Origin of the sequence: Inquilinus ginsengisoli, assembly GCF_050434925.1 — a bacterium.
GTDB classification, from domain to species: domain Bacteria; phylum Pseudomonadota; class Alphaproteobacteria; order DSM-16000; family Inquilinaceae; genus Inquilinus; species Inquilinus ginsengisoli_B.
Genome location: NZ_JBNDJK010000001.1, coordinates 4987077 through 5010954, shown reverse-complemented (window position 1 = coordinate 5010954; position 23878 = coordinate 4987077). Strand labels below are relative to the sequence as shown.

Genomic DNA, 23878 nt, shown 5'->3' with positions numbered 1-23878 from the left:
AGACGGTGCGGGAAGAGGCAGAGCGGAGCCGCATCGGCCGGTGGTCATTATGTCTCCTCTTGGGCCCTGCATCAGCAGGTGGGCGCCATGTGCCGGGACCACGGTCCCGGCAGGGACAGCTCCCTAAGAGAAGTGCTACGGCCCCAGGGACAATCGACCTGTCGCACCGCGCAGCCCCGCTACGCGCACAGATTTAGGGTGTCTCGACCCGGGCTGCAATGGCCTCGATCCGATCCGCCAGTTTCTGCAGCCGCGACGACAGCTCCGGATCGTCCAGCGGCGACGGCGCCGCGGCGGCCGCGCCGGGAACCTTGCCCTCGCGCAGGTCGAGCAGCTCGTCGCCCAGCATCAGCGCGACCATGACCAGCAGATGGGTGTCGGTCGCGGTCCGCACCGAGCCCTGGATCTCCCGGATCCGCTCCTGCACGAAGGTGGCGACCTCGCGGACGCGCCCCTCCTGCCCGTCCTCGCAGGCGATCGGATAGGGGCGGTTGTTCAGATTGATTTCGACCCGGGCCACGGCGTTACTTTTCCAAAAGGGTCTCGATGCGCTGGATCACCTGGTTGACCCGCGCCGCCACCGTCGCCGTGTCCTCGCGCAGCTCGGTCTCGATCTCGGTCACCGCCTGCGTGCGCACGCGGTCCGCGATCTCGTCGATCTGCGTCTGGCTGCGCTCCGCCTGCGCCGCCATAGCAGCATCCAGGCGCTCCAGGGCGCGTTCCAGGCGGTCGAGCTCCGCGGTCAACCCGCTCATGGGCGGGACTCCAGATCCAGCGTCATCCGCGTGAAACTATGCGCCGCTCCGGTTCCCGTCAACGGAAGCCTCCGGCACGGCGACGCCGACGCTGCCGGCGAACTCCGTCAGCCGCTCCCAGGTGCGGCGGTCCAGCGGCACGCCGAGCCGTGCGCGCTCCGCCGCCTCGCGCTTTTCCGGGTCGCCCGGCGCCATCACCTCCTGCCCCGGCTGGGCCGGCTGCGACCGCAGATCCGCGAGAATCGCCGTGAGCGACGAGTCGTAGCCGCCGGCGGCGAAGGCCTGCGGCTTCAGCAGCAGGAAGAAGTGCCCGATATGCACCGGCTGGCCCGGGCCGGTGAACTTGGTCATGCGGAAGCCGTGCGACATGCCGGTCAGGCTGGCGCACAGGATCTCCACCATCATCGCCAGGCCGGCGCCCTTGTAGCCATAGCCCAGCCCGCCGACCGGGATCAGGCCGGTGGCGACATGCGGATCGGTGGTGGCGACGCCGTCGTCGCCGACCGCGACCTCGGGCGGCAGCGGCGTGTTGGTGTCGCGGCGCAGATGCACCCGGTTCAGCGGGATGGCGCTGGTCGCCATGTCCAGCAGCACCGGTTCCTCGTCGCGCGCCGGGGCGGCGAAGCTGATCGGGTTGGTGCCGAAGAACGGCTTCACCCCGCCATGCGGCACCACCAGCGCATCGGCATGGGTGCAGCCGAAGGCGACGAAGCCGCGCTGCGCCGCCGCCAGGGTGTAGACGCCGGTGGCGCCGTGATGGGACGAGCGGGTGACCACGGCGGCGGCCAGCCCGGTTTCCTCCGCCAGCGTCGCCGCCTCGTCGATGGCACGGTAGCTGGCGAGGTGGCCGAGGCCGCCATCGGCGTCGACCACGACGCAGGTCGGGGCGGTGCGGGTCGCGGTCACCGCCGGGGCCGGGTTGACCCGCCCGTTCTGCAGCTGGTCGAGATAGAACGGGATCAGGCGCACGCCATGGGTGTCGACGCCGCGGGCCGAGGCGTCGGTCATCGCCCGCGCCGTCGCCGCCGCGCTGTCATCCGACATCCCGGCGCCGCGCAGCAGCGCCGCCGCGAACTCCTCCAGCACCGCCCGCTGCAGTCGCACCCCGTCGAACCGTTCCATCCCGTCTCTCCGAAACCCTCTCGGCCGGCGCCGCCGCCGTTATGTCCGACTTGTGTAGCGCAGCGCTCCGATGACCTCCAGGGCTTCTGCCCGGCACCTGGAATGTCCGACGTTTTCACCCACTTTTGGGCCCGAAATGGGCATTTGGTGGCATTGACGCGGGGGCACCGGGGCTGCATGGTGCCGCCGCCCCCGACGAGCGCCCCGCCTCGATGAGAGCCTGGGCGGGCCATCGTCGGGTCCCCGTGTCCCCGAACGGATCGATGCCATGAGCGACAGCCCCCGGACCGTCACCCACTCAGACATGGCGAACGCCATCCGCTTCCTGTCCCTGGACGCGGTGGAGGCTGCGAAAAGCGGCCATCCCGGCATGCCGATGGGCATGGCCGACGTCGCCACGGTGCTGTTCAGCCGCTACCTGAAGTTCGACGCCGCCCACCCGACCTGGGCCGATCGCGACCGCTTCATCCTGTCCGGCGGCCACGGCTCGATGCTGCTGTATTCGCTGCTGTACCTGACCGGCAACAGCAAGATCACGCTCGACGAGATCAAGCATTTCCGGCAGCTGGGCTATCACACCGCCGGCCATCCCGAGGTCGACCACGAGGCCGGGATCGAGACCACGACCGGGCCGCTGGGCCAGGGCCTGGGCAATGCCGTCGGCTTCGCGCTGGCCGAGCGGATCCTGAACGCCCGCTTCGGCGACGACCTGGTCGACCACCACACCTGGGTCACCTGCGGCGACGGCGACCTCGAGGAGGGGATCAGCCACGAGGCCTGCTCGCTGGCCGGGCACCTGAAGCTCGGCCGGCTGATCGTGCTCTATGACGACAACCACATCACCATCGACGGCCCGACCTCGCTGTCGTTCAGCGACGACGTCCAGAAGCGCTTCGAAGGCTATCACTGGCACGTCCAGCGCGTCGACGGCCACGACACCGACGCCATCGCCGCTGCGATCGACGCGGCGCTCGCCGATGACCGGCCGAGCCTGATCGCCTGCAAGACCATCATCGGCTGGGGCGCCCCGAACAAGCAGGGCACCAGCGCCACCCACGGCTCGCCGCTGGGCAAGGACGAGGTCGCCGCCACCCGCGCCAACCTGAATTGGCCCTACCCACCCTTCGAGGTGCCGGAGGCGACGATCGCGGCCTGGCGCGAGATCGGCAAGCGCGGCGAGGCCGAGCGCCTGGCCTGGGACCAGCGCCTCCTGAAGACGCCGGCCGAGATCCGCGCCGCCTTCCGCCAGGCCAACACCGGCGCCCTGCCCTCCGGCCTCGACGGCATCCTCGCCAAGTTCAAGGCCGAGATCTCACAGACCAAGCCAAGCCTGGCCACCCGCGTCGCCTCCGGCCAGGTGCTGGAGCTGCTGGTGCCGGCGATCCCGGAGCTGATCGGCGGTTCGGCCGACCTGACGCCGTCGAACAACACCAAGACCAAGGCCTCGACCGATATCGAGCCCGGCAAGTTCGGCGGCCGCTATATCCGCTACGGCGTGCGCGAGCACGGCATGGCGGCGGCGATGAACGGGCTGGCGCTGCATGGCGGCGTCATCCCCTACGGCGCCACCTTCCTGACCTTCACCGACTATTGCCGGCCATCGATCCGCCTGGCGTCGCTGATGCGCCAGCGCGTCGTCTTCGTCATGACCCATGACTCGATCGGCCTCGGCGAGGATGGCCCGACCCACCAGCCGGTCGAGCATGTCGCGGCGTTGCGGGCGATCCCGCATCTGATGGTGTTCCGCCCCTGCGACGCGGTCGAGACCGCCGAGGCCTGGCAGATCGCGCTGGAGACCGAGGACGCCCCGTCGGTGCTGGCGCTGACCCGTCAGAACCTGCCGACGCTGCGCCTGAACGCCAATGCCGAGAACCTGTCGGCCAAGGGCGGGTACATCCTGCGGGAGGCGACCGGCACGCCGCGCGTGCTGCTGGTGGCCACCGGCTCCGAGGTGTCCATCGCCAACGAGGCGCGCGACGCGCTGGAGGCCGAGGGCATCGGCACCCGCCTCGTCTCGATGCCCTGCACGACGCTGTTCGACCGCCAGCCGTCCGACTATCGCCGTCGGGTGCTGGGCCAGGGCGTGGTCCGCATCGCCGTGGAAGCAGGTGTGCGCCAGGGCTGGGACCACTATATCGGCTCGGAGGGCAGCTTCGTCGGCATGACCCGCTTCGGCGCCTCGGGCCCCTACGACCAGCTGTACAAGCATTTCGGGATCACGGCCGAGGCGATTGTCGCCGCCGCCAAGGCCAAGCTGTAACGCCGATGCCGGGAGCCAGCCCTTCCCACACGGAAGGGAACCGGGTTGGTTCCCCAGGCGCTATCGGTACAAGACCATCGGATCGGAGAAGACGACAATGGCCGTTAAGGTTGCCATCAATGGGTTCGGGCGCATCGGGCGCCTGGTGCTGCGGGCGCTGATAGAATCCGGGCGCAAGGATATCGAGGTGGTCGCGATCAACGACCTCGCCGACGTCAAGACCAACGCCCATCTGCTGAAATACGACAGCGTGCACGGCCGCGCGCCGTTCGACATCGCGGTCGAAGGCGACACGCTGATCGTCAACGGCCACGGCATCAAGGCGGTGCAGCAGCGCGACCCGACCCAGCTGCCCTGGGGCGCGCTCGGCGTCGAGATCGCGCTGGAATGCTCGGGCATCTTCACCAAGCGCGACGACGCCGCCAAGCAGCTGACGGCCGGCGCCAAGAAGGTGCTGATCTCGGCGCCGGCGACCGACGAGGATCTGACCGTCGTCTACGGCGTCAACCACGACAAGCTGACCGCCGCGCACACGATCGTCTCCAACGCCTCCTGCACCACCAACTGTCTGGCGCCGGTCGCCTGGGTGCTGCATGACGCGATCGGCATCGATCACGGCTTCATGACCACGATCCACAGCTACACCGGCGACCAGCGCATCGTCGACACGATGCACAAGGACCTGCACCGGGCCCGGGCCGCGGCGCTCAACCTGATCCCGACCTCGACCGGCGCCGCCAAGGCCGTCGGCAAGGTGCTGCCGGAGCTGAAGGGCAAGCTGGACGGCACCTCGATCCGGGTGCCGTCGCCGAACGTGTCGGTGGTCGACTTCAAGTTCGTCGCCAAGCGCCCGACCACGGTCGAGGAGGTCAACGCGGCGATCAAGCAGGCCGCCCGCGGCAAGCTGAAGGACATCCTCGGCTTCTACGAGGAGGACCTGGTCTCGACCGACTTCAACCACGACCCACGCTCGTCGATCTTCGCGATCAACGAGACCAAGGTCATCGACGGCACCTTCGTCCGGATCATGGCCTGGTACGACAACGAGTGGGGCTTCTCGAACCGGATGGGCGACACCGCGATCGCCATGTCCCAGGCCCGCTGACCCGGGACCACTGGTTCAGGAATGCGAGAGGGCGGCTTCGGCCGCCCTCTCCTTTTTTGCCGGCCCTCAGTCGGGCTTGGCGACGTGCCAGGCACCGCCGGCGCCGTCGCCCGTGACGTCGCCCGCCTTCTGGTCCTTGATATAGGTGTAGAGCGGCTTGCCGTCATAGGCCCACATGGCGGTGCCGTCGGTGCGCTGGACGATGGTCCACTCGCCCATGGCCATGGCGCCGGCCGCGGCCTTGAACGGCGGCCAGTTGGTGGCGCATTTGTCATAGCAGTTGGACTGGCCGGCCTCGTCCTTGTCATAGACGTAGAGCGTCATGCCCTTCTCGTCCGTATAGACCTCGCCGGCCGAGGTCTTCATGGTCTTCGCCGGCTCGTCCATGGCGAAGGCCGAAGCAGCGGCGAGCAGCCCCGCTGCGATGCCGATGGCGATGAGTTTCATGGCTTTCCTCCCGAGGCAGGCGCGACCGAGCGCGACCTCCTCCGACACAATTCGCGCCGGCGCCGCCAGTGGTTGCGTCCACCCGCCTGCCGCTGCCCGAAAAATCGGCACCCTCGCCATGGGCAAAAAAAGGGCGTCCCGAAGGACGCCCCAAGTCTGGCCGCCAACTGTGCGAGCGTTATTGCACCGCCTCGCCATGCACGGCGAGGTCGAGGCCGTCGCGCTCCGCCTCTTCCGAAACCCGGAGACCCATCACCGCCTTGATCAGGAGCAGCAGCACCAGGGTGACCACGCCACTCCAGACCAGCGAGGCGACGACGCCATAGACCTGGACCACGAACTGATGCGCGTTGCCGTAGAGCAGGCCGGCATAGTCGCCGGCCCCGGCCGAGATCGACGGGTCGGCGAAGACGCCGGTCAGCAGGGCGCCGACGATGCCGCCGACGCCGTGGACGCCGAACACGTCGAGCGAGTCGTCATACCCGAACGCCTTCTTCACCGAGGTTGAGGCGATGAAGCAGACGATGCCGGCGACGATGCCGATCACCAGCGCACCGGTCGGGTTGACGAAGCCGCAGGCCGGGGTGATCGCGACCAGGCCGGCCACGGCACCGGAGATGACGCCGAGCACGCTCGGCTTACCCTTCGCCGCCCATTCCGCGAACATCCAGGACAGGGCGGCGGCGGCGGTGGCGATATGCGTCGTCGTGAACGCCATGCCGGAGCGGCCGTCGGCGGCGAGCCAGGAGCCGGCGTTGAAGCCGAACCAGCCGACCCAAAGCAGCGAGGCGCCGATCACGCTATAGACCAGGTTGTGGGGCGCGAAGGCATGCGCCGCGCCGGTGCCGTACCCCTTGCGCTTGCCGATCACGATGCAGGCGACCAGACCGGCGATGCCGGCATTGATGTGCACCACGGTGCCGCCGGCGAAATCGAGCACGCCCATGGCGAAGAGCCAGCCGTTCGGCTGCCACACCCAATGGGCCACCGGTGCGTAGACGATCAGCGACCAGAGCAGCACGAAGACCAGGAGCGACGAGAACTTCATCCGATCGGCGAAGGCGCCAACGATCAGCGCCGGCGTAATCGCGGCGAAGGTCATCTGGAACATCATGTAGACCGATTCCGGGATGACCGTGGCGACCGGGGTCGCCGCCCCGCCCGCGCCGAGCGTGAACACGCCCGAAACCGGCAGGCCGTTGAGGAAGAAGCGCGAGAGATCGCCGAGATAAGCGCCGCCATTGGTGAAGGCGAGGCTGTAGCCGAGCACCATCCAGGCGATGCTGATCAGGCAGGTGGTGGCGAAGCACTGCATCAGCATCGACAGCACGTTCGCCTTCCGCACCATGCCGCCGTAGAACAGCGCCAGACCCGGAATGGCCATCATCAGGACCAGCAGCGTGGATGTCTGCATCCAGGCCGTCGCCCCCGAATCCGGCACGGCCGGCGCGTCCTGCGCCAGCGCCGGCAGGGCCAGCAGCAAGGCCGCCCCCGCTAATCCTGTTCCCCAAAACGTCCGCTTCATTGAATCGTCTCCAGCCTTCGTCTTCGCGGCTGACGGTCGGCAACCGCCCTGTCGGCACCGGCACGAACCGCCCTTCGCCGCTGTTCAAGCAAGTGCCGTGCCGGTTTTGCCGGAGTGGCCGAAGCCGTGCGCCGCCGCCGGCAGGCAAAGCACGAATGATCACAATTTAGGCAACCAGGGCAGCACTGGCGTAAATTTGACCAGCATTGCGGCGATGCCTTCGCGCGGCGGCTGCGCTAGGGTGCCGCGCCTTTAGCCAGAGTGCCGCGATGACTGTCAGCCAAATCCCGTTGCCCTCCCCAGCCCTTGGAACCAGCCGCACCGTCACGGTGCACCGCTACGGCCGTCCCGGGGCGCGGCCCAAGACCTATGTCCAGGCCGGGCTGCACGCCGACGAGCTGCCGGGCATGCTGGCGGCCCATCACCTGCTGCGCCGGCTCGATGCGCTGGACGCCGCCGGGGCGATCAAAGGCGAGATCGTGGTGGTGCCGGTCGCCAACCCGATCGGCCTGTCGCAATCGGTGCTGCAATACCATCTCGGCCGCTTTGCCCTGGACGGAAGCGGCAATTTCAACCGCCACTACCCGGACCTTGCCCCGATCGTGGCGCCGCGCATCGCCGGCCAGCTCACCGGCGACGCCGAGCGCAATGTCCGGCTGGTGCGCGCGGCGCTGCTGGCGGCGCTGGCGGAGCAGCAGCCGGCCGGCGAGACCGGCGCACTGCGCAAGCTGCTGCTGGGCCTGTCGATCGACGCCGATTTCGTGCTCGACCTGCATTGCGACAATCAGGCGCCGGTGCATGTCTATCTCGGCACGCCGCTGTGGCCGGACGGCGAAGATCTCGCCCGCGAGTTCGGGGCCGAGGCGGTGCTGCTGGCCGAGGAGTCCGGCGACAATCCGTTCGACGAGGCCAATTCGGCGCCGTGGTGGGTGCTGCGCCGGCTGCTCGGCGATGACCATCCGCTGCCGCCGGCCTGCCTGGCGGCGACGATCGAGCTGCGCGGCCAGGCCGATGTCGACGACGGCACCGCCGGCGCCGACGCCGACGCGCTGGTCCGCTTCCTGCAGCGCCGCGGCGTTGTGGCCGGCGATCCCGGCCCGCTGCCGGAGGCGCGGTGCGACGCCACGCCGCTGGCCGGCAACGAGATGCTGCGCGCGCCGGTGGCCGGCATCGTCACCTACTCGCAGCCGCTCGGCGCCCGGCTGCGTCGCGGCGAGCATGTCGCCGACATCGTCGACCCGACGGCTGCCCCCGACCAGGCGCGCACGCCGCTGCATGCCGGGGTCGACGGGGTGCTGTGGTCGCAATGCCTGCACCGGCTGGTGCGGCCCGGCGACATCGTCGCCAAGATCGCCGGTGCCGAGCCGATCGAAGGCCGCGGGGCCATCCTGCTGACGACCTGATCGGGTCCGGATCCGCCTCGCCGGGGTGGCGGGAGCCATGCACGCGATGCGTGCATTTCGCTCTCGCCTTCCCGGGCCGATCGCGGGAAGATGTCTTTCCTCGGGCCATTGCACGGCCAGACTGCCCGTGCCACGCCATCGGACCCTCGGCCGGCAGAGTCACGGCCCTCGTGTCCGCCAATCGGATCGCCCCATGAGTGCCCCGAACCGTTCCCTGATTCCGCTGGTCACACGCGCCGGATCGAAGCCGACCGCCTTTCCGGTCGCCGAGACCTCGCGCGCGGCGACCTATCTGATCCGGCTGCGCCATTTCGTCGTGCCGATGTCGATCGGCGTCTATGCGCATGAGGAGCAGCGGCACCAGCGCGTCCGCATCAGCGTCGAAATGGAGGTCGAGCTGCCGCCGGGCGGCATCGGCGACGACATCGGCCGCGTTCCCTCCTATGAGGGGCTGGTGCAGGGCCTGCAGGCCCTGGCCGAGAGGGAGCATGTGCGGCTGATCGAGACCGTCGCCGAGCATGTGCTGGACCTCGCCATGGCCCATCCGATGGTGCTGCGGGCGGTGGCCGAGGTCGAGAAGCTCGACGTCTTCCCCGAGGCCGAGTCCATCGGCGTCCGCTTCGAACGCCGCCGCGAGGGCTGACCCGGGGGACGCACTCCAAGAATCGTCATGGCGAGCCCCGAAGGGGCGTGGCCATCCAGGTTGGCGAAGCATGCTCTGGCCGCGGGACTGGATGGCCACGTCGGCTTCGCCTCCTCGCCATGACGGCTCGGGATTGGTAAGGGCTGATCTCGGTGGAAACTCACTCAATCGTACTTGATATACGAGAACCTTGGATCGGCCGGCGTGCCCTCCAGCCCGTCCCCTTCAAGGGCCGGCTGCCATGTCACCACCTCCTCGATCTTGCGGGCCAGGGCGAAGTCGCGGTCGGTGATGCCGCCGTCGGCATCATGCGTGTTCAGCCGGACCTCGACCCAGCCCCAGGAGGCGGCGATCTCCGGATGGTGCCAGGCGGCCTCGGCCAGATGGCCGACGGCGCCGATCGCCAGCATCGTGCCCTTCCAGCCATGCGTCTCGTAGCGTCGGCAGATGCTGCCGTCCTCAAAGCGCCAGCGCGGCAGGTCGCGGGCCAGGCGGGCCTCGACCTCCACGGGCGGATAGGCACGCGGTTTGGCGGCCATGGCAATCCTCGCGGTGGCGATCGGCGGCCCGGCGGGGCCGCCTGCACTCCGGAAAGGATAGCGCGTCAGTCGCGGACGGCATCCCCCTGCGCCACCACAACGGCAAAGCGGTCAGCCAGGGCGGTCAGCGCCGCCCGGTGCACCTCTGCCGCCGGCCGCACGCCGCCGAGCGGGTCCGGCAGGTCGCGGCTGGCGCAGGCCGCGGCCACCACCGTCGAGAACAGGCCATGGTCGACCGCCGACCGGGTGGTGGCGTCGACGCACATATGGGTCATGAAGCCGACCGTCACGAGCTTGGAACGCCCGGTCGCGGCGATGCGCTCGGCCAGGTCGGTGTCGGCGAAGGCGTTGGGCAGGCCCTTCTTCACCACCACCTCCCCGGCCGCCGGCACCACCGCCGCGATCGGGGCGACATAGGGCCCGTCGACGTCAAACAGCCCGCCCTTGCGCTCGTTCAGCACATGGATGACCGGGGTGCCGAGGCGGCGCGCCCGCGCCAGCAGGGCCGCGGCCTCCTCGACCGCAGGACCGACGCCCGGCAGGGCGAGCCCGCCGTCGCTGTATTCGCGCTGCATGTCGATCAGCATCAGCACGGCCTCGGACAGGGCGGCGGGCTGAAGCCGGGCGCCGGCGTGGTCGAGCAGGGTCTTGGGAAGCATGGTCGTCTCCGGTTGCGATGGCCCAAAGCTGGCTCCGGTCAGATCTGCAGAAAAGCCGAGATTCTGCCGATCGACCCTGCGATACTGCAGGCATGGATTGGGACCTCGCCCGCTTCGTCCTGGCGCTCGCCCGGCACGGCACCGCCTCGGCCGCGGCGCAGGCGCTGGGGGTCGACCAGACCACGGTGTCGCGCCGGCTCGCCGCCGCCGAGGACGCTCTCGGCACTTCGCTGTTCGAGCGGATCGACCGGCGCGTTCGCCCGACGCCGGTCGGCACCGCGGTGGCAGCCCAGGCCGAGGCGATGGAGCGGGCGGCGATCGCCATCAAGCACGCCGCGCGCGACCGCGACGCCGCGGTCTCCGGCCCGATCCGAATCGCGGCGCTGCCCAGCTTCGCCGCCGAATGGCTGATTCCGCGCCTGGGCGATCTGCGGCGGCGGCATCCCGGCCTGCAGCCGACGATCCTGGGCGCCGAGACCAACGCCGATCTCGAGCGCCGCGATGCCGACATCGCCCTGCGCCTGGCGCGGCCGCGTGCCGGCAACCTGGCGGCGCGGCTCGGCGCCCGGATCGGCCATGCGGTCTATCGCGCCCGCGGCGCCGCCGGCGACGGCTGGATCGCCCTGGATGAGGCGCATGAGACGGTGGCGCAGATGCTCTGGCTGCGCGACCAGCCGGGCGGGCTGGAGCCGGTGCTGCGGGTCAGCGGCGGCACCGAGATGATGGCGGCGGCCAAGGCCGGGCTCGGCCGCGCCGTGCTGTCCTGCCATGCCGCCGACGGCGAGCCGGATCTGGAACGCCTGTCCGGCCCCGTGCCGGTGGTCACCCGCGAGCTCTGGCTGGTGCTGCCCGGCCCGGCGAAGGACGTGCCGCGTATCCGGGCGGTGACCGACTGGCTCGCCGCAGCGCTGGCGGAAGACCGCGCCCGGCTGGAAGGGGCTTCGTAGGTTGGGTTCGCGGCAGCGAACCCAACAGTTTCACGGGCACCATTTCGTTGGGTTCGCCAATGCCAGCGCGAACCCAACCCACGCGGCTCTACATTCCAAGCACCTGAATACGCAGGATCCGGACCAGCAGGAACAGGGCGGTAAAGGCCAGAGCCTCGTCCCTCAGGTTGAGGCGGCCCGGCTGCGGCGGCTCACGCGCGGCCCAGGCGAACAGCGCGGTCCACATCGCCGACAGGAACATCACCATCTGCAGCAGCGCCAGCATGTCGGTGCGCGAGCGCTGGCCGGGCAGCGCGATCATCCCGAGCAGCGCCAGCAAGGTGCCGAAGCGCATGGCGAAGCTGGCGATGCGGCGGCGGGACTCCGGGTCGGTGCGCTGCCAAATCGTCCCGACCGGAACCGGCTGGGCGGCCGTCCGGGAGGTTTCCGTGTCGTGCATGATCGTCATCATCCTTGACCGGCCCGTCGCGTCATCGCGGGCCTGTCGGAGCGCGACCCTGCGCCTCTCCGGTATCAAGTCTCCATACGGATTCCGCGCTTGCGGTCACGCTCGGCCCGGGCCTCGGCGGCGAGCCGGCAGTATTCCTTGCGGAGCTCCTGCAGGTCCTCCTCGGAATGCTCCTCCAGGTCGAGCATCGTGTTGCGCGCCACCTCGGTGGCTCGGATCAGCTCGTCGAGCTTGATCTGCACCGCCGCGCTGTCGCGGTTCTGGGTGTTCTGGATCAGGAACACCATCAGGAAGGTGACGATGGTGGTGCCGGTGTTCACGGTCAGCTGCCAGACGTCGGAGAACCCGACGAACGGCCCGATCGCGGCCCAGACCACCATCGCGCCCGCCGCCACGCCGAAGGTGGCGGGATGGCCGGCGAGGTGGGAGATCCGATTGGCGAAGCGGGCGAACCAGGGGGCGTCCTTCATGGCATTCTCCAACGCGAAACGGATGCCATGACAACGGGATGACGGGCCAGATCGTGCCGGAGCGAGGCGGCGGCCTGGTGGAGGATTGGCGACGGATTGCCGGGTCAAGCCCTGCAATGACAATAGGGGGTGGTACGCGGAGGGCCGAGGCCCCTCACTGCCTCTGGTTCACGACCGCCGGCGCACCGCATTCGGCGCAGAACGTCGCCTTCGGCCTCCGGAGCGGCTTGCCGCAGGCGCCGCAGGGCGGGCCGAACAACGACAGCCGGTGATGCCAGAGGGCGTCGGCGTCGGTTTCGCGATGGCCGGTCAGCGCGAAGTAGCGATCCAGCGCATCCGTCCCGGAGACGTGCCGCTTGGCCTCCGCCAGGCTCACGCCGTGGCTGGCCCGGTGGTCCTTGATCCGCCGGATGCCGTCGCTCAGGACGAGCTCGACCTGCTCCCACTCCTGCTCGTCCAGCATCGGGACCTCGGCCCGGCAGCGCCAGCAATAGAGGGTCTTGGCCATGGCGGTCGCCCTGAAGCGGGCGGAGCAGCCGCTCCGCCTCGCGCCATGATGCGGGCCGCCCGCCGTCCGGACAAGACGGCCCTGCCCTTCACATCCCCTGGTTCAGCGCCACGGGGAGCTTGTTCGCCTGCAGGCCGTACTTGGCCAGGATCTGGTCGTAGGTGCCGTCGGCCTGCAGCTTCTCGACCGCCGCCTTGACCGCGTCGCGCAGCTGCGGATCGGATTTCAGCACCGGGATGCCGACCAGGGATTCGGTGAAGGCTGCGCCGATCGGCACATAGGTGTCCGGCTCCAGCTTCTGGAAATAGGGCAGCGTCTCGTTGCCCTGGGCCGCAGCCTGCAGGCGCTGGGTCTTCAGCTGGGTGCGGGCGTCGGCCGAGCCCTCGGTGCCGACCACGGTGATCGCCGGCTTGCCCTTGGCGACGCAGTTGGCGTCGCTCCACTCGCCGATCTGCTGCGGCCAGTTGGTCGAGCGGCTGGCGCCCACCGTCTTGCCGCACAGGTCGTCGGTCGACTTGATCTGATCGGCCAGGGCCGTGATCGTGTAGAACTGCGCGCCCGACTTCATGTAGTCGACGAAATCGGCGGTCTCACGCCGCGCCGGCGTGTCGCTCATCCCCGCCATCACCATGTCGATGCGGCCGGTCTGCAGCGACGGCAGCATCTGGGCGAAGGCGATCTCCTGGAACTCGGCCTCGACGCCCAGCTGCTTGGCGATGGCCTTGCCGAGGTCGATGTCGACGCCCTGCAGCTCGTTGGTCGCCGGGTCCTTGAAGATGATCGGCGGGTAGTTGTTGTTGGTGCCGATGATGATCTTGCCGGCCTGCTTGATCCGGTCGGGCACGGTCTGCGCCGAGGCGGAGGTGACGGCGAGCGCGGCGACGGCCGCCGTGGCGGCGAGCAAAACGAAGCGGGTCATGGAAGCCTCTCCTGTTGTTCTGTTGGTTCCGCCGGTCACGACAGGACGGCGGCGATGAAGTCGCGGGTGCGCGGCTCGCGCGGGCTGCCCAGCACCTGCTGCGGCGGCCCCATCTCGACGATCCGGCCGCGGTCCATGAACACGACCCGACCGGCGACCTCGCGGGCGAAGCCCAGCTCGTGCGTCACCACGATCATGGTCATGCCATCCTCCGCCAGGCCGCGCATCACCGCCAGCACCTCTCCCACCAGCTCGGGGTCGAGGGCCGAGGTCGGCTCGTCGAACAGCATCAGCTTCGGCTTCATCGCCAAAGCGCGGGCGATGGCGATGCGCTGCTGCTGGCCGCCGGACAGCTCGGCCGGATAGGCGTCGCGCTTGTCGGCCAGGCCGACGCGCTGCAGCAGGGCCATGGCCTCGGCGACGGCCTCGGCCTTCGACCGCCTCTGCACCGTGACCGGGCCTTCGATGATGTTGCCCAGCACGGTCAGATGGGCGAACAGGTTGAAGCGCTGGAACACCATGCCGGCGGCCAGGCGCTGACGCGCCACCTCGCGGTCGGTCAGGGCGTAGAGCGCGTCGCCCTCCTGCCGGAAGCCGGCGAGCTCGCCATCGACCCAGACCGCGCCGCCATCGACGCTCTCCAGCTGGTTGATGCAGCGCAGCAGCGTGCTCTTGCCCGAGCCGGACGGACCGATGATGCACAGCACCTCGCCGCGCTCGACCTCCAGCGACACGCCCTGCAGCGCGTGCAGCGACCCGAACTGCTTGTGCACATCGGCGGCGACCACCATCGGCGGCATGGCTCAGGCCTCCTTGGGCTGGTCGACGACCACGGTCCGCCTGGCCCGGTTGTCGCCGCGGCCGCGGGCGAAGCGCTTCTCCAGGAAATGCTGGCCGATGCTGAGCACCGTGACCACCACCAGGTACCAGATCGCGGCGACGATCAGCAGCTCGATCACCCGGGCATTGGCGTAGTAGATGGTCTGGGCGTTGCGCAGCATCTCGGCGTATTGGATGACGCTGGCGACCGAGGTCAGCTTGACCATGCTGATCACCTCGTTGCCGACCGGCGGGATGATCACCCGCATCGCCTGCGGCAGCACGATGCGGCGCAGCGCCACCAGCCGGGTCATGCCGATCGCCTTGGCCGCCTCGGTCTGGCCGAGATCGACCGACAGGATGCCGCCGCGCACCACCTCGGCGGTGTAGGCGCCCTGGTTGATGCCGAGGCCCAGCAGCGTCGCCACGAAGGGTGTGATCAGGTCGACCGTCCGCCCCTCGAGCAGGCCGGGGATGCCGATGGTCGGGAACACCAGCGCCAGGTTGAACCACAGCAGCAGCTGCAGCAGCAGCGGGGTGCCGCGGAAGAACCAGATGTAGCCGACCGCCACGGTCTTCAGCACCGGGTTGGGCGACATCACCATGATCGCGAACAGCACGCCGAGGGCGATGCCCAGCGCCATGGCGCAGACCGTCATCAGGATGGTGTTGGCCAGGCCGGACAGGATCGCCGGCGCAGTGAAGAACTGGCCGACCACCGGCCAGGCGATCTGGCCCTCGGCAAAGGCCTTCGCGATCGCCGCCAGGGCCAGCAGGATCAGCGCCGCCGCGACCCAGCGGCCGTAATGCCGGCGCGGCACATGGCGCAGATGGGCGATCGAATAGGGCGAGGCGCCCGTCCCCATCGTCGTCGGTGTGGTGTCGGTCATGCGATGCCCCCTGCCCCTTCAGCCGCGCGGGCCATCATAGGCCTGAGCCCAGCTGTCCTGCTCGACCAGAAGCTCCCGCAGGCGGGCCAGCTGCTCGCGGACCCGGTCCGGCGCAGTGCCGCCATGGCCGCTGCGGGCCGCGACCGCGGCCTCCGGCGTCAGGCAGGACCGGATCTCCGGCGCCAGCCGCGGGTCGACCGTCGCCAGATCGGCATCCGCCAGGTCCTCCAGCCCGATGCCGCGGTCCTCGCAGTGCCTAACGAGGGCGCCGGTGATCTCATGCGCCTCGGAGAACGGCACGCCGCGCCGGGCCAGCCAGTCCGCCACCTCGGTCGCCAGGGTGAAGCCCTCGACCGACTGGCGCCGCAGGGTCTCGACGTTGATCCGCATCGTGCGCAGCATCCCCGCCATCGCCGGCAGCACGGCGTCGAGCGTGTCGACGGCCTCGAAGGCGGCGCGCTTGTCCTCGGCCAAGTCGCGGTTGTAGGCGAAGGGCAGGCCCTTCAGCGCCGTCAGCATCGCGGTCAGCCCGCCGATCAGCCGGGCGGCGCGGCCGCGCGTCAGCTCGGCGATATCGGCGTTCTTCTTCTGCGGCATGATCGAGGAGCCGGTGGCGTAGGCGTCGTCCAGCTCGACCCAGCGGAACTGGCGCGACGACCACAGGAACACCTCTTCCGCCAGCCGAGACAGATGCACCGACAGCATCGCGGCGACGAACAGGAATTCGGCCACATGATCGCGGCTGCCGACGGCGTCGATCGAATTCTCGCAGGGGCCGTCATAGCCCAGCTCGGCGGCTGACAGGTCGGGCCTGAGCGCGATGGCGGAGCCGGCCAGGGCGGCGGCGCCCAGGGGTGACCGGGCGCTGCGCCGGTCCCAGTCCTGCAGCCGCTCGACGTCACGGGCGAAGGTCTGGGCATGGGCCAGCAACTGGTGGGCGAAGGTGACCGGCTGGGCCGGCTGCAGATGGGTGAAGCCCGGCGCCAGCGTCGCCACATGCGCCTCGGCCTGCCCGACCAGCGCCTGCTGCAGAAGCATGACATGGCCGGCCAGGCGGCGGGCGACGTCGCGCAGATAGAGTTTCAGGTCGTTGGCCGCCTGGTCGTTGCGCGACCTTCCGGCGCGCAGCTTGCCGCCGAGGGTGCCGAGCCGCTCGGTCAGCACCCGCTCGAGGAAGGTGTGGACGTCCTCGTCGCCCTGGTTCGGCCGCACCGTGCCGGCGGCGGTGTCGCGCGCCAGGTCGGCCAGAGCCGCGGCGATGGTGTCGCCCTCGGCCGCAGTCAGGATGCCGGCGCGCACCAGCTCGCGGGCATGGGCAGCCGAGGCGGCGAGGTCGTAGGGGGCGAGGCGGAAATGGCTGGGGTCGGAGCGCGACAGGGCCATCAGCTCCGGCGCGGGCGCAGCGCGGAAGCGGGCGCCCCAGAGACGGGTCGGTTCGGTCATGCTCGGCTCCCTATTCGGCAGGGATGCTGTCAAGCCGGCCGGCACGCGACAATGGAAATGATTTCCCCGCGATAGTCCGGAATGGAATATCGTGCGCGCCAGTCCGAATGGTCATAGCCGGAGAGATGCCGCAGATCCCCCTGCCCTCCACCACCGCGCTACGCGTCCTGGCCGCTTTGGTCGAGCACGGCTCGGCCTCCGAGGCGGCGAAGAGCGTGCACCTGACCCAGAGTGCGGTCAGCAAGCAGCTGCGCAGCCTGGAGGAGATCGCCGGCCTGCCGCTGTTCGCCCGCACCGGCCGCGGCCTGGTGCCGACCGCGGCCGGGCGGATCTATGTCGAGCAGGCGCGGATCGCACTGGGGGCGCTGGAGACCGCGGCCGGGCGGATCGCGGCGCTGCGCGGGTCGCCCAACGCCATCCGGCTGCATGTCCTGCCGATATTGGGCGACCGCTGGCTGGTGCCGCGTCTGTCGCAGTTGGCCCAGGCGCGCCCGGAGCTGGAGGTGCAGTTCACCAGCCATGGCGACACGGTCGAGGAGGCCGACGGCGTGTTCCGCTTCGGCGAGGGTGACTGGCCGGGCCAGCAGGCGGAGTATCTGTTCGGCCGCAATGTCGCCCTGGTCGGGGCGCCGGCGCTGCTGACCCGGATGGGCGGCATCGCCGCGGCCGAGGATGTGCGCCGCTATACCGTGCTGGACCACCGCCACACGCCGCTGCGCTGGAGCGAGTTCGCCGAGGCCCAAGGGCTGGCCGACTTCGCCCCGGCCCATATGGTGCATTTCGGCTTCTACGCGCTGGTGATCCGCGCCGCGATCGCCGGCCAGGGCCTGGCCCTGGTGCCGCGCTGCCTGATCGGCGAGGAATTGCTGACCGGTCGATTGGTCAATCCGGCGGGCCTCGGCTTCCACAGCCGCCACGGCTACTGGTTCACCGTGCCGGCCGACCGGGTGCCGCGCCCTGGCCTGGCCGCCTTCCGCGACTGGCTGCTGGCCGAGGCCCGGACGCTCGGGCCGGGGATGTAGCCTGAGAAACGACGGAGGGGGAGAATATGAGAACGATTCACGGCTTGATATCGGCCGCATTGCTAACGATTGCGGGGAACCACGATTGCCTCAATATTGGGGTTTTCGGTTGTCGCCAATATGGGGTCGAACGCACCTCCGCCGGCTTTGACCTATAAGAAACTGTCATGCTACCGACGCTTCTTCGCCTAGCTGGTCGAACTGCCGGTGACGGCGCGGCTGACACTGATCTCCTTGGCGGAGGTACGCTCTTGGCGGATGGCCTGCCGAACGCTTACCCAACTTAGTATGATGATAATCTCTGAGAGTTCGGCAGGCAGTGTCTCACGCGTACTCCGTGCTCAACAGGCGATCGGCAAAGTAACGCGATGGTGTGGTCCCGAGGGCCTTCTTGAACATGACGATGAAGGCCGTCGTGGATTCATACCCTAAGTCGCCTGCTACCCGCTGGACTGTCGCACCGCCAGCAAGTTCCCGCAGCGCGATGACTAGATGTAGCTGACGCCGCCAGCGGCCGAAGCTCAATCCTGTCTCTTGGACCATAAGCCTCTTCAACGATCGCTCACTGATGGCGACATGCTCAGCCCATTGGCCGAGGGTTCGGCGGTCGCTCGGGTCTGCCAAAAGCGCCGCACCGATCAGGGCGATCTTTGGATGATCAGAGACAGGTAGCTCCAGCCTCTCCCGCGGCATCAGCGCAAGCTCATCGAGCATGACCCGCACGAGCCGATCGACATGAGCGTCGCGCGCATCACTTTCTGATAGGTCTGCTACCCGGTGTATCATCTCCCGAAGCATCGGCGATACCGAAAGCGTGCAGCATTCAGCCGGAAGCATGGCCGCGCCGGGCTCGACAAACAGGTATGTCAGACGAGCATTCGACGTGACCTGATTGCTGTGAGGAACACCACCGGGTATCCAGACTCCGCAGTCGGGCGGAACGATCCAGACCCCACTTTCCGCTCTGCAGGTCACCGCGCCATGGAGCGCCAGGATCAGTTGACCCTGCGGGTGCTGGTGCTGCGCCCCCTCGGCTTCATAGTCGGCGAAGTCCATCCTGATCGCCATCGCCGGCCCATGCGAGAGGCTGAGATCGACAGCGGTACTGCAGGGTGGCTTATTCGAAGGTTGGCCCGATTTCGAGATCATATGGCATTATCTCCACTTTTGCTCGCCAAGCAATCCTTTAGGAATTGGCTCGGCAACTTTAGGAGATTAGCCATGCGTATTGCCGTGGTTGGCGCGACCGGCAGGATCGGTGCCAAACTTACAGAGAACCTCTTGGCCAAAGGCCATGCAGTCAAAGCTCTTTCAAGAGGAGGACCCGCCCTCGATGCACTTGTCGCGAAAGGAGCAGAACCGTTCCTTGGCAGCTTCGACACAGGTGCTGGTGAGCTTGCCACGTTCTTCGAAGACGCTGACGCTGCGTTCCTAATGGTGAAAACGATTTGGGAGGGGGAGGACCTTCATGGGCATTACCCTACGGTAGCGCTTCGGTTTTTCGACGCACTTCGGGATTCCCCGGTGAAATTGGCCGTGAGCCTGACCGGAATGGGATCCGAGGTCAGCGGAAACACCGGCCATTTCCAGGGCTTCCATATCCTGGATCAGATCCTCAACCGACTACGCGACATCAATTTGGTGCGCCTGCAGGGTGGCTGGTTCATGGAGGACCTGTCTAGGTGGGCCGACTCGATCGCGAAGTACGATAAGATCGGCTGGTCGCTTGCCCCCAACGTCAAAGCTCCGTGGGTGGCCATTCAGGATATCGTGGATGTCGCGGCGAAAGAGTTCGACACGCCGACTGACCGGCACCGATCCGTAAAGCAACTGGGCATCGATTACACGATGGCCGAGATCGCCACGATCATCGGCCGGACACTCGGTAGAGAGGTGCACTATCGCTTCATCGATAGGAGCGATCGGCGGGTCGAGACGATATTCCGAGAGAGGTTCGGAACTCTCGATCGGTGGATCTACGATAACCACACCTATGCTGCTGTTAACGATGGTCGTGTAAAATTTGACGATGATCGTCCTGCGCTGCGCACGACAATGGAAGAATTCGTCAAAGACACCCTCAAGCCGCTTATCGAGAAGGCGCGGACGGATGGTGTCAAACCAGAGACCTTCCTGACGTGGAGCTCACAAGGATAATTGCTGAGTTGGCGAAATCTGCGTGATCATGCCGATGTCCGACCACATGGCAACTAACGGCCAGCCGCCACGTGGGCAATGAAAGTTTCGCGAGCCCGCGGTTTCGGTTGATCCAGGCGAAGGTGCGCTCGTCGCGGACGGACCGCAAAGCCGCTCTGGTCGGCGAATTTGCGGACGATCTCGACGGTGATCGAGGTGGCGTCGGCGACGCAATGAATACACGAAGGGAGACCGCCATGAAGCCCGTCATCGATCGCCAAGCCTGGGCCGAGGATCCCGAGCGCTGGCACGGCGAGATCCAGCTCGGCAGGCACGGCGCCGGCGTCTCGGTGATCTTCTTCGACCGGGCCGAGCCCGGCGGCGGGCCGAAGCTGCACCGCCATCCCTATCCCGAGACCTTCATCATCCGCGCCGGCCGCGCCCTGTTCACTTTGGGCAACCGGGAGATCCTGGCCGAGGCCGGGCAGATCGTGGTGGTGCCGCCGAACACGCCGCACAAATTCACCAATCCCGGCCCCGGGCCGCTGCAGACCATCGACATCCACGAGAACGGCACCTTCATCACCGAATGGCTCGAATGAGCCGATCGCGCTGGTTGAAGGCCGCGGGGACCGCTAGGACAGGATGATCACCCGAGAAAGTTGGACGACCGGCATGGATGCGCGCGCAAACGGTTTGACCATCAAGGCGCCGGGCCGGCCGCTGACCGGCCGCGTCACCCCGCCGGGATCGAAGTCGATCACCAACCGCGTGCTGCTGCTGGCGGCGCTGGCCCGCGGCACCAGCCGCCTGACCGGGGCGTTGAAGAGCGACGACACCAAGCTGATGGCGGCGGCCCTGCGCGCCATGGGCGTGACGGTCGCGGAGCCGGACGAGACCAGCTTCGTGGTCACCGGCACCGGCCGGCTGCTGGCGCCGTCCGGGCCGCTGTTCCTGGGCAATGCCGGCACCGCCACGCGCTTCCTGACCGCCGCCGTGACCATGGTCGACGGCACCGTGGTGGTCGATGGCGACGCGCATATGCGCAAGCGGCCGATCGGCCCGCTGGTGCAGGCCCTGCGCTCGCTCGGCATCGACATCACCGACACCAACGGGTATCCGCCGGTCACGGTGCGCGGCCACGGTCCCTTCGCTCCCGGCCGGGTCGAGATCGATGGCGGCCTGTCCAGCCAGTACATCTCCGCCCTGCTGATGGCCGCCGCCTGCGGCACCGGACCGGTCGAGGTGGCGCTGACCGGCAGCGAGATCGGCGCCCGCGGCTATGTCGACCTGACGGTGGCGGCGATGCGCGCCTTCGGCGCCGAGGTCGAGCAGGTCGACGAGGCGACCTGGCGGGTGCAGCCGACCGGCTACCGCGCCGCCGACCATGTGGTCGAGCCCGACGCCTCGGCCGCGACCTATCTGTGGGGCGCCGAGGTGCTGACCGGCGGCGCCATCGACCTGGGCGTGCCGGCTTTCACTCAGCCGGACGCCAAGGCGCAGGCGCTGATCGCGCGGTTCCCGCACCTGCCGGCGGTGATCGACGGGTCGCAGATGCAGGACGCGGTGCCGACCCTGGCGGTGCTGGCGGCGTTCAACGCGACACCGGTACGCTTCACCGGCATCGCCAACCTCCGGGTCAAGGAATGCGACCGGGTCGCCGCGCTGGCGACCGAGCTGTCGCGCATTCGCCCCGGCCTGGGCCGCGAGGACGGCGACGACCTGATCGTCGCCTCCGACCCCGCCTTGGCCGGCCAGGTGCTGCCGACCCGGATCGAGACCTATGCCGACCATCGCATCGCCATGAGCTTCGCCTTGGCTGGGCTGAAGATCGGCGGCATCACCATTCTCGACCCCGGCTGCGTGGCCAAGACCTATCCCGGCTACTGGGATGCCTTGGCCTCGCTCGGCGTGACTTACGACGAGGTGGCCTGACCGAACGATCGGTCAATCGCCCTCCGCAACCTCGCGAACAGCCTTCCGTCGAGCGCGACCAGGCCGAGCGCGATCAGCGCCATGCCCATCCAGGCACGGCCGGACAGGACCTCGCCCAGCACCAGGTGGCCGAGCAGCATGGCGCTGGGCGGAATCAGCAGCGTCACCAGCACGGTGTTGGTGGCGCCGACCCGGGCCAGCAGCTTGAAGTAGAGGACATAGGCCAGCGACGTGCTGAGCAGGGCCAGCCCGGCCAGCGACAGCAGCGTCGTCCCGCTCGGCATCGGCAGCGACCAGGGCCGGTCGACCAGGCAGACGATCGGCAGCATCATCAGGCTGGTGGCGCTGACCTGTCCGGTGGCGGTCACCATCGGCGGCAGGCCACGGAAGCGGCGGCCGAAGATGCCGGCGAAGGCGTAGGATAAGGCGGCGCCCAGGATCGCGATCTGCGCCGTCACCTCGCCGCCCAGCCCGCCCAGCACCTGCGGGCCGATCAGCACCACGACGCCGGCGAGGCCGAGCAGCACCCCGGCCAGCCGCTTCGGCGTCAGCTTCTCGTCGGCGGTCAGGACATGCGCGACCAGCACGGTGAACAAGGGCGTGGTGGCGTTGAGGATGGCGGCGAGGCCGCTGCCGATCCGGGTCTGGCCCCAGACGATCAGGCAGAATGGGATCAGGTTGTTCAGGATCCCCATGCCGAAGAAGGCGGCCCAGATGCCGCGGTCGCGCGGCAGAGCCTGGCCGAACAGCCACAGCACCGGCAGGAGAGCGAGGGCCGCGAGCCCGACCCGGGCGAGGACGATTGTCAGCGGCGGCAGCTCGGCCACCGCCACCTTGGAGAAGAAGAACGATCCGCCCCAGACCAGCGACAGGGCAATCAGCAGCAGCCAGTCTGCGAATCCCATCGCGGGCGGGGCTGCGGGTTTGGCGATGCTCATGCCGCCGTTCTCGCCGAGATGCGGAAGGGCCGCCACCCGGTTCTTGCGGTCGAATCTCGCGCAGGACTGGCCAGACAAAGCGTCAGGACAGCGGCGGCGCCGGATGGTCTAGCAAGGGACACGGCCCCGCCGCCCGGAGACTCGCCGTGATCGACGCTTTCTGGCTCCTGTTCGTCGCCAAGCCGGCGCTGGCCGCCGGGATCGTGGTCGCCGCCTCGCTGCTGGTCGAGCGCAGCGGGCCGGTGCTCGGGGCGATGATCGCGACGCTGCCGATCTCGGTCGGCCCGGCCTATGTCTTCCTGGCGATGGAGCACGATTCCGCCTTCATCGCCGGCAGCGCCGTGGCCAGCCTGGCGGTCAACACCGCGACCGGGGTGTTCCTGACGCTGTATTCGCTGCTGGCCCGCTCACGCAGCCTCGCCATCAGTCTGCCCCTGGGGCTGCTGGGCTGGGCCGCCACGGCGGCCGCGGTCTCCCGGGTCGATTGGACGCTGCCCGGCGCCGTAGCGCTGAACCTGATCGTCTTCGCCGCCTGCCTGCCGATCGCGCTGCGGCGCCTGGCGGCGACACCGCCGGTGCGGGCCGCCGGCCGGCGCTGGACATCCCGGCGCGGGCGGCCGCCGTCACCGGCCTGATCGCCGCGGTACTGCTGATCGGCCGCGCCCTGGGGCCGGCGGCGGCCGGCTTCGCTGCCCTGGCCCCGGTGGTCACCGGCAGCCTGGCCCTGCTGCTGCATCCCCGGATCGGCGGCCCGGCCACCGCGGCGGTGTTCGCCAACGCCCTGATCGGCATGGTCGGATACATCCCGGCGCTGGCGCTGCTGCACCTGGCCGCCCCGCCGCTCGGCTCCGCCGCGGCGCTGGGGCTGGGCCTGGCCGCCTGCGTGCTGTGGAACGCCGGCACGCTGGCGCTGCGCGGCCGCAAAACAGCAACGGCCCGCTCCTA

The 23878-nt window shown here is 68.9% G+C and carries 26 protein-coding genes and 1 other RNA gene; 10 read left to right on the top strand and 17 right to left on the bottom strand.

All coding sequences use genetic code 11. From position 1 onward, the window contains the following. Nucleotides 1-21: 21 nt before the first annotated feature. From ssrS to QFZ27_RS23945, 4 genes are all read right to left on the bottom strand, one after another. A non-coding RNA gene (gene ssrS, locus QFZ27_RS23960) (6S RNA) lies at nt 22-180 on the bottom strand. A gap of 13 nt (nt 181-193) precedes the next feature. Further along, complete coding sequence (locus QFZ27_RS23955; RefSeq protein ID WP_429228981.1) at nt 194-520, bottom strand: cell division protein ZapA; 327 nt, start codon at nt 518-520, stop codon at nt 194-196. A 4-nt stretch (nt 521-524) separates the two neighbouring features. Next, nucleotides 525-755: a hypothetical protein gene (locus tag QFZ27_RS23950; RefSeq protein ID WP_342238248.1), complete on the bottom strand. Its 231-nt coding sequence runs from the start codon at nt 753-755 to the stop codon at nt 525-527. Nucleotides 756-791: 36 nt separating this feature from the next. Continuing rightward, nucleotides 792-1877, bottom strand: a complete 1086-nt coding sequence (locus QFZ27_RS23945; RefSeq protein ID WP_429228980.1) for an Ldh family oxidoreductase — start codon at nt 1875-1877, stop codon at nt 792-794. Between the two features lie 268 nt (nt 1878-2145). Between QFZ27_RS23945 and tkt the strand changes: the two genes are divergently transcribed. Together tkt and gap are read left to right on the top strand one after the other, a co-directional pair. Continuing rightward, on the top strand, nt 2146-4137 hold the full coding sequence (gene tkt / locus QFZ27_RS23940) for a transketolase (RefSeq protein WP_429228979.1): 1992 nt from the start codon (nt 2146-2148) through the stop codon (nt 4135-4137). 97 nt (nt 4138-4234) lie between these two features. Then, complete coding sequence (gene gap / locus QFZ27_RS23935) at nt 4235-5242, top strand: type I glyceraldehyde-3-phosphate dehydrogenase (RefSeq protein WP_429228978.1); 1008 nt, start codon at nt 4235-4237, stop codon at nt 5240-5242. A 66-nt stretch (nt 5243-5308) separates the two neighbouring features. On the opposite strand, the gene QFZ27_RS23930 is transcribed toward gap, so the two are convergent. Continuing rightward, the gene (locus QFZ27_RS23930; protein WP_429228977.1) at nt 5309-5689 is read right to left on the bottom strand and encodes a COG4315 family predicted lipoprotein; all 381 of its coding nucleotides are present in this window, start codon (nt 5687-5689) and stop codon (nt 5309-5311) included. Between the two features lie 178 nt (nt 5690-5867). After that, nucleotides 5868-7214: an ammonium transporter gene (locus QFZ27_RS23925; protein ID WP_429228976.1), complete on the bottom strand. Its 1347-nt coding sequence runs from the start codon at nt 7212-7214 to the stop codon at nt 5868-5870. A gap of 269 nt (nt 7215-7483) precedes the next feature. Between QFZ27_RS23925 and QFZ27_RS23920 the strand changes: the two genes are divergently transcribed. Beyond that, entirely contained in the window at nt 7484-8617 is a 1134-nt protein-coding gene (locus tag QFZ27_RS23920; RefSeq protein ID WP_429228975.1) for a succinylglutamate desuccinylase/aspartoacylase family protein, read from the top strand. Nucleotides 8618-8810: 193 nt separating this feature from the next. Beyond that, nucleotides 8811-9260 (top strand): dihydroneopterin aldolase, encoded by a 450-nt coding sequence (locus QFZ27_RS23915; protein WP_429228974.1) that lies wholly within the window; start codon nt 8811-8813, stop codon nt 9258-9260. A 164-nt stretch (nt 9261-9424) separates the two neighbouring features. Here the strand turns inward: QFZ27_RS23915 and QFZ27_RS23910 are convergent, their stop codons facing one another. Beyond that, nucleotides 9425-9799, bottom strand: coding sequence for a 4a-hydroxytetrahydrobiopterin dehydratase (locus QFZ27_RS23910; RefSeq protein ID WP_429228973.1), 375 nt, complete (start codon nt 9797-9799; stop codon nt 9425-9427). A gap of 65 nt (nt 9800-9864) precedes the next feature. Beyond that, a complete protein-coding gene (locus tag QFZ27_RS23905) occupies nt 9865-10458 on the bottom strand; it encodes an isochorismatase family protein (RefSeq protein WP_429228972.1) in 594 nt (197 codons plus the stop codon). A 92-nt stretch (nt 10459-10550) separates the two neighbouring features. Here QFZ27_RS23905 and QFZ27_RS23900 point away from each other — a divergent pair, with 92 nt between their 5' ends. Beyond that, a complete protein-coding gene (locus QFZ27_RS23900) occupies nt 10551-11405 on the top strand; it encodes a LysR family transcriptional regulator (protein ID WP_429228971.1) in 855 nt (284 codons plus the stop codon). Between the two features lie 88 nt (nt 11406-11493). Here QFZ27_RS23900 and QFZ27_RS23895 read toward each other — a convergent pair whose 3' ends face one another. The 7 genes from QFZ27_RS23895 to argH form a co-directional block, all read right to left on the bottom strand. Further along, nucleotides 11494-11844 (bottom strand): hypothetical protein, encoded by a 351-nt coding sequence (locus QFZ27_RS23895; protein WP_429228970.1) that lies wholly within the window; start codon nt 11842-11844, stop codon nt 11494-11496. Nucleotides 11845-11918: 74 nt separating this feature from the next. Then, nucleotides 11919-12323, bottom strand: a complete 405-nt coding sequence (locus QFZ27_RS23890; protein WP_429228969.1) for a low affinity iron permease family protein — start codon at nt 12321-12323, stop codon at nt 11919-11921. A 154-nt stretch (nt 12324-12477) separates the two neighbouring features. Continuing rightward, a complete protein-coding gene (locus tag QFZ27_RS23885) occupies nt 12478-12831 on the bottom strand; it encodes a hypothetical protein (protein WP_429228968.1) in 354 nt (117 codons plus the stop codon). 88 nt (nt 12832-12919) lie between these two features. Next, nucleotides 12920-13750: an ABC transporter substrate-binding protein gene (locus tag QFZ27_RS23880; RefSeq protein ID WP_429228967.1), complete on the bottom strand. Its 831-nt coding sequence runs from the start codon at nt 13748-13750 to the stop codon at nt 12920-12922. A gap of 35 nt (nt 13751-13785) precedes the next feature. Then, nucleotides 13786-14550: an amino acid ABC transporter ATP-binding protein gene (locus QFZ27_RS23875; protein WP_429228966.1), complete on the bottom strand. Its 765-nt coding sequence runs from the start codon at nt 14548-14550 to the stop codon at nt 13786-13788. A 3-nt stretch (nt 14551-14553) separates the two neighbouring features. Then, nucleotides 14554-15459 carry an amino acid ABC transporter permease gene (locus tag QFZ27_RS23870; RefSeq protein WP_429228965.1) on the bottom strand — a complete coding sequence of 302 codons (906 nt, stop codon included), beginning with the start codon at nt 15457-15459 and terminating at the stop codon, nt 14554-14556. A gap of 18 nt (nt 15460-15477) precedes the next feature. Next, nucleotides 15478-16902 (bottom strand): argininosuccinate lyase, encoded by a 1425-nt coding sequence (gene argH / locus QFZ27_RS23865; protein WP_429228964.1) that lies wholly within the window; start codon nt 16900-16902, stop codon nt 15478-15480. A gap of 125 nt (nt 16903-17027) precedes the next feature. Between argH and QFZ27_RS23860 the strand changes: the two genes are divergently transcribed. Then, nucleotides 17028-17924, top strand: coding sequence for a LysR substrate-binding domain-containing protein (locus tag QFZ27_RS23860; RefSeq protein WP_429228963.1), 897 nt, complete (start codon nt 17028-17030; stop codon nt 17922-17924). Between the two features lie 324 nt (nt 17925-18248). Here QFZ27_RS23860 and QFZ27_RS23855 read toward each other — a convergent pair whose 3' ends face one another. Further along, nucleotides 18249-18980, bottom strand: a complete 732-nt coding sequence (locus QFZ27_RS23855; RefSeq protein WP_429228962.1) for an AraC family transcriptional regulator — start codon at nt 18978-18980, stop codon at nt 18249-18251. Nucleotides 18981-19145: 165 nt separating this feature from the next. Between QFZ27_RS23855 and QFZ27_RS23850 the strand changes: the two genes are divergently transcribed. The 3 genes from QFZ27_RS23850 (at nt 19146) to QFZ27_RS23840 (ending at nt 21995) form a co-directional block, all read left to right on the top strand. Then, nucleotides 19146-20081, top strand: coding sequence for an NmrA family NAD(P)-binding protein (locus QFZ27_RS23850; RefSeq protein ID WP_429228961.1), 936 nt, complete (start codon nt 19146-19148; stop codon nt 20079-20081). A 236-nt stretch (nt 20082-20317) separates the two neighbouring features. Next, entirely contained in the window at nt 20318-20662 is a 345-nt protein-coding gene (locus QFZ27_RS23845; RefSeq protein WP_429228960.1) for a cupin domain-containing protein, read from the top strand. A 73-nt stretch (nt 20663-20735) separates the two neighbouring features. Next, nucleotides 20736-21995 carry a 3-phosphoshikimate 1-carboxyvinyltransferase gene (locus tag QFZ27_RS23840; protein ID WP_429228959.1) on the top strand — a complete coding sequence of 420 codons (1260 nt, stop codon included), beginning with the start codon at nt 20736-20738 and terminating at the stop codon, nt 21993-21995. On the opposite strand, the gene QFZ27_RS23835 is transcribed toward QFZ27_RS23840, so the two are convergent. Further along, nucleotides 21977-22969 (bottom strand): DMT family transporter, encoded by a 993-nt coding sequence (locus QFZ27_RS23835; RefSeq protein WP_429228958.1) that lies wholly within the window; start codon nt 22967-22969, stop codon nt 21977-21979. The genes QFZ27_RS23840 and QFZ27_RS23835 overlap by 19 nt on opposite strands. A 110-nt stretch (nt 22970-23079) precedes the next feature. Here QFZ27_RS23835 and QFZ27_RS23830 point away from each other — a divergent pair, with 110 nt between their 5' ends. Beyond that, nucleotides 23080-23568, top strand: coding sequence for a hypothetical protein (locus QFZ27_RS23830; RefSeq protein WP_429228957.1), 489 nt, complete (start codon nt 23080-23082; stop codon nt 23566-23568). The last annotated feature ends 310 nt before the right edge of the window (nt 23569-23878 follow it).

What these genes read in the sequence shown, in the direction of transcription:
- QFZ27_RS23840 (WP_429228959.1), top strand. Translation starts at nt 20,736, where the DNA reads ATGGATGCGCGCGCAAACGGTTTGACCATCAAGGCGCCGGGCCGGCCG.
- QFZ27_RS23905 (WP_429228972.1), bottom strand. Translation starts at nt 10,458, where the DNA reads ATGCTTCCCAAGACCCTGCTCGACCACGCCGGCGCCCGGCTTCAGCCC.
- QFZ27_RS23850 (WP_429228961.1), top strand. Translation starts at nt 19,146, where the DNA reads ATGCGTATTGCCGTGGTTGGCGCGACCGGCAGGATCGGTGCCAAACTT.
- QFZ27_RS23925 (WP_429228976.1), bottom strand. Translation starts at nt 7,214, where the DNA reads ATGAAGCGGACGTTTTGGGGAACAGGATTAGCGGGGGCGGCCTTGCTG.
- QFZ27_RS23910 (WP_429228973.1), bottom strand. Translation starts at nt 9,799, where the DNA reads ATGGCCGCCAAACCGCGTGCCTATCCGCCCGTGGAGGTCGAGGCCCGC.
- QFZ27_RS23880 (WP_429228967.1), bottom strand. Translation starts at nt 13,750, where the DNA reads ATGACCCGCTTCGTTTTGCTCGCCGCCACGGCGGCCGTCGCCGCGCTC.
- QFZ27_RS23890 (WP_429228969.1), bottom strand. Translation starts at nt 12,323, where the DNA reads ATGAAGGACGCCCCCTGGTTCGCCCGCTTCGCCAATCGGATCTCCCAC.
- QFZ27_RS23945 (WP_429228980.1), bottom strand. Translation starts at nt 1,877, where the DNA reads ATGGAACGGTTCGACGGGGTGCGACTGCAGCGGGCGGTGCTGGAGGAG.
- QFZ27_RS23870 (WP_429228965.1), bottom strand. Translation starts at nt 15,459, where the DNA reads ATGACCGACACCACACCGACGACGATGGGGACGGGCGCCTCGCCCTAT.
- tkt (WP_429228979.1), top strand. Translation starts at nt 2,146, where the DNA reads ATGAGCGACAGCCCCCGGACCGTCACCCACTCAGACATGGCGAACGCC.
- QFZ27_RS23855 (WP_429228962.1), bottom strand. Translation starts at nt 18,980, where the DNA reads ATGGACTTCGCCGACTATGAAGCCGAGGGGGCGCAGCACCAGCACCCG.
- QFZ27_RS23875 (WP_429228966.1), bottom strand. Translation starts at nt 14,550, where the DNA reads ATGCCGCCGATGGTGGTCGCCGCCGATGTGCACAAGCAGTTCGGGTCG.
- QFZ27_RS23915 (WP_429228974.1), top strand. Translation starts at nt 8,811, where the DNA reads ATGAGTGCCCCGAACCGTTCCCTGATTCCGCTGGTCACACGCGCCGGA.
- QFZ27_RS23900 (WP_429228971.1), top strand. Translation starts at nt 10,551, where the DNA reads ATGGATTGGGACCTCGCCCGCTTCGTCCTGGCGCTCGCCCGGCACGGC.
- QFZ27_RS23895 (WP_429228970.1), bottom strand. Translation starts at nt 11,844, where the DNA reads ATGCACGACACGGAAACCTCCCGGACGGCCGCCCAGCCGGTTCCGGTC.
- QFZ27_RS23920 (WP_429228975.1), top strand. Translation starts at nt 7,484, where the DNA reads ATGACTGTCAGCCAAATCCCGTTGCCCTCCCCAGCCCTTGGAACCAGC.
- QFZ27_RS23860 (WP_429228963.1), top strand. Translation starts at nt 17,028, where the DNA reads ATGCCGCAGATCCCCCTGCCCTCCACCACCGCGCTACGCGTCCTGGCC.
- QFZ27_RS23845 (WP_429228960.1), top strand. Translation starts at nt 20,318, where the DNA reads ATGAAGCCCGTCATCGATCGCCAAGCCTGGGCCGAGGATCCCGAGCGC.
- QFZ27_RS23950 (WP_342238248.1), bottom strand. Translation starts at nt 755, where the DNA reads ATGAGCGGGTTGACCGCGGAGCTCGACCGCCTGGAACGCGCCCTGGAG.
- gap (WP_429228978.1), top strand. Translation starts at nt 4,235, where the DNA reads ATGGCCGTTAAGGTTGCCATCAATGGGTTCGGGCGCATCGGGCGCCTG.
- QFZ27_RS23885 (WP_429228968.1), bottom strand. Translation starts at nt 12,831, where the DNA reads ATGGCCAAGACCCTCTATTGCTGGCGCTGCCGGGCCGAGGTCCCGATG.
- QFZ27_RS23930 (WP_429228977.1), bottom strand. Translation starts at nt 5,689, where the DNA reads ATGAAACTCATCGCCATCGGCATCGCAGCGGGGCTGCTCGCCGCTGCT.
- argH (WP_429228964.1), bottom strand. Translation starts at nt 16,902, where the DNA reads ATGACCGAACCGACCCGTCTCTGGGGCGCCCGCTTCCGCGCTGCGCCC.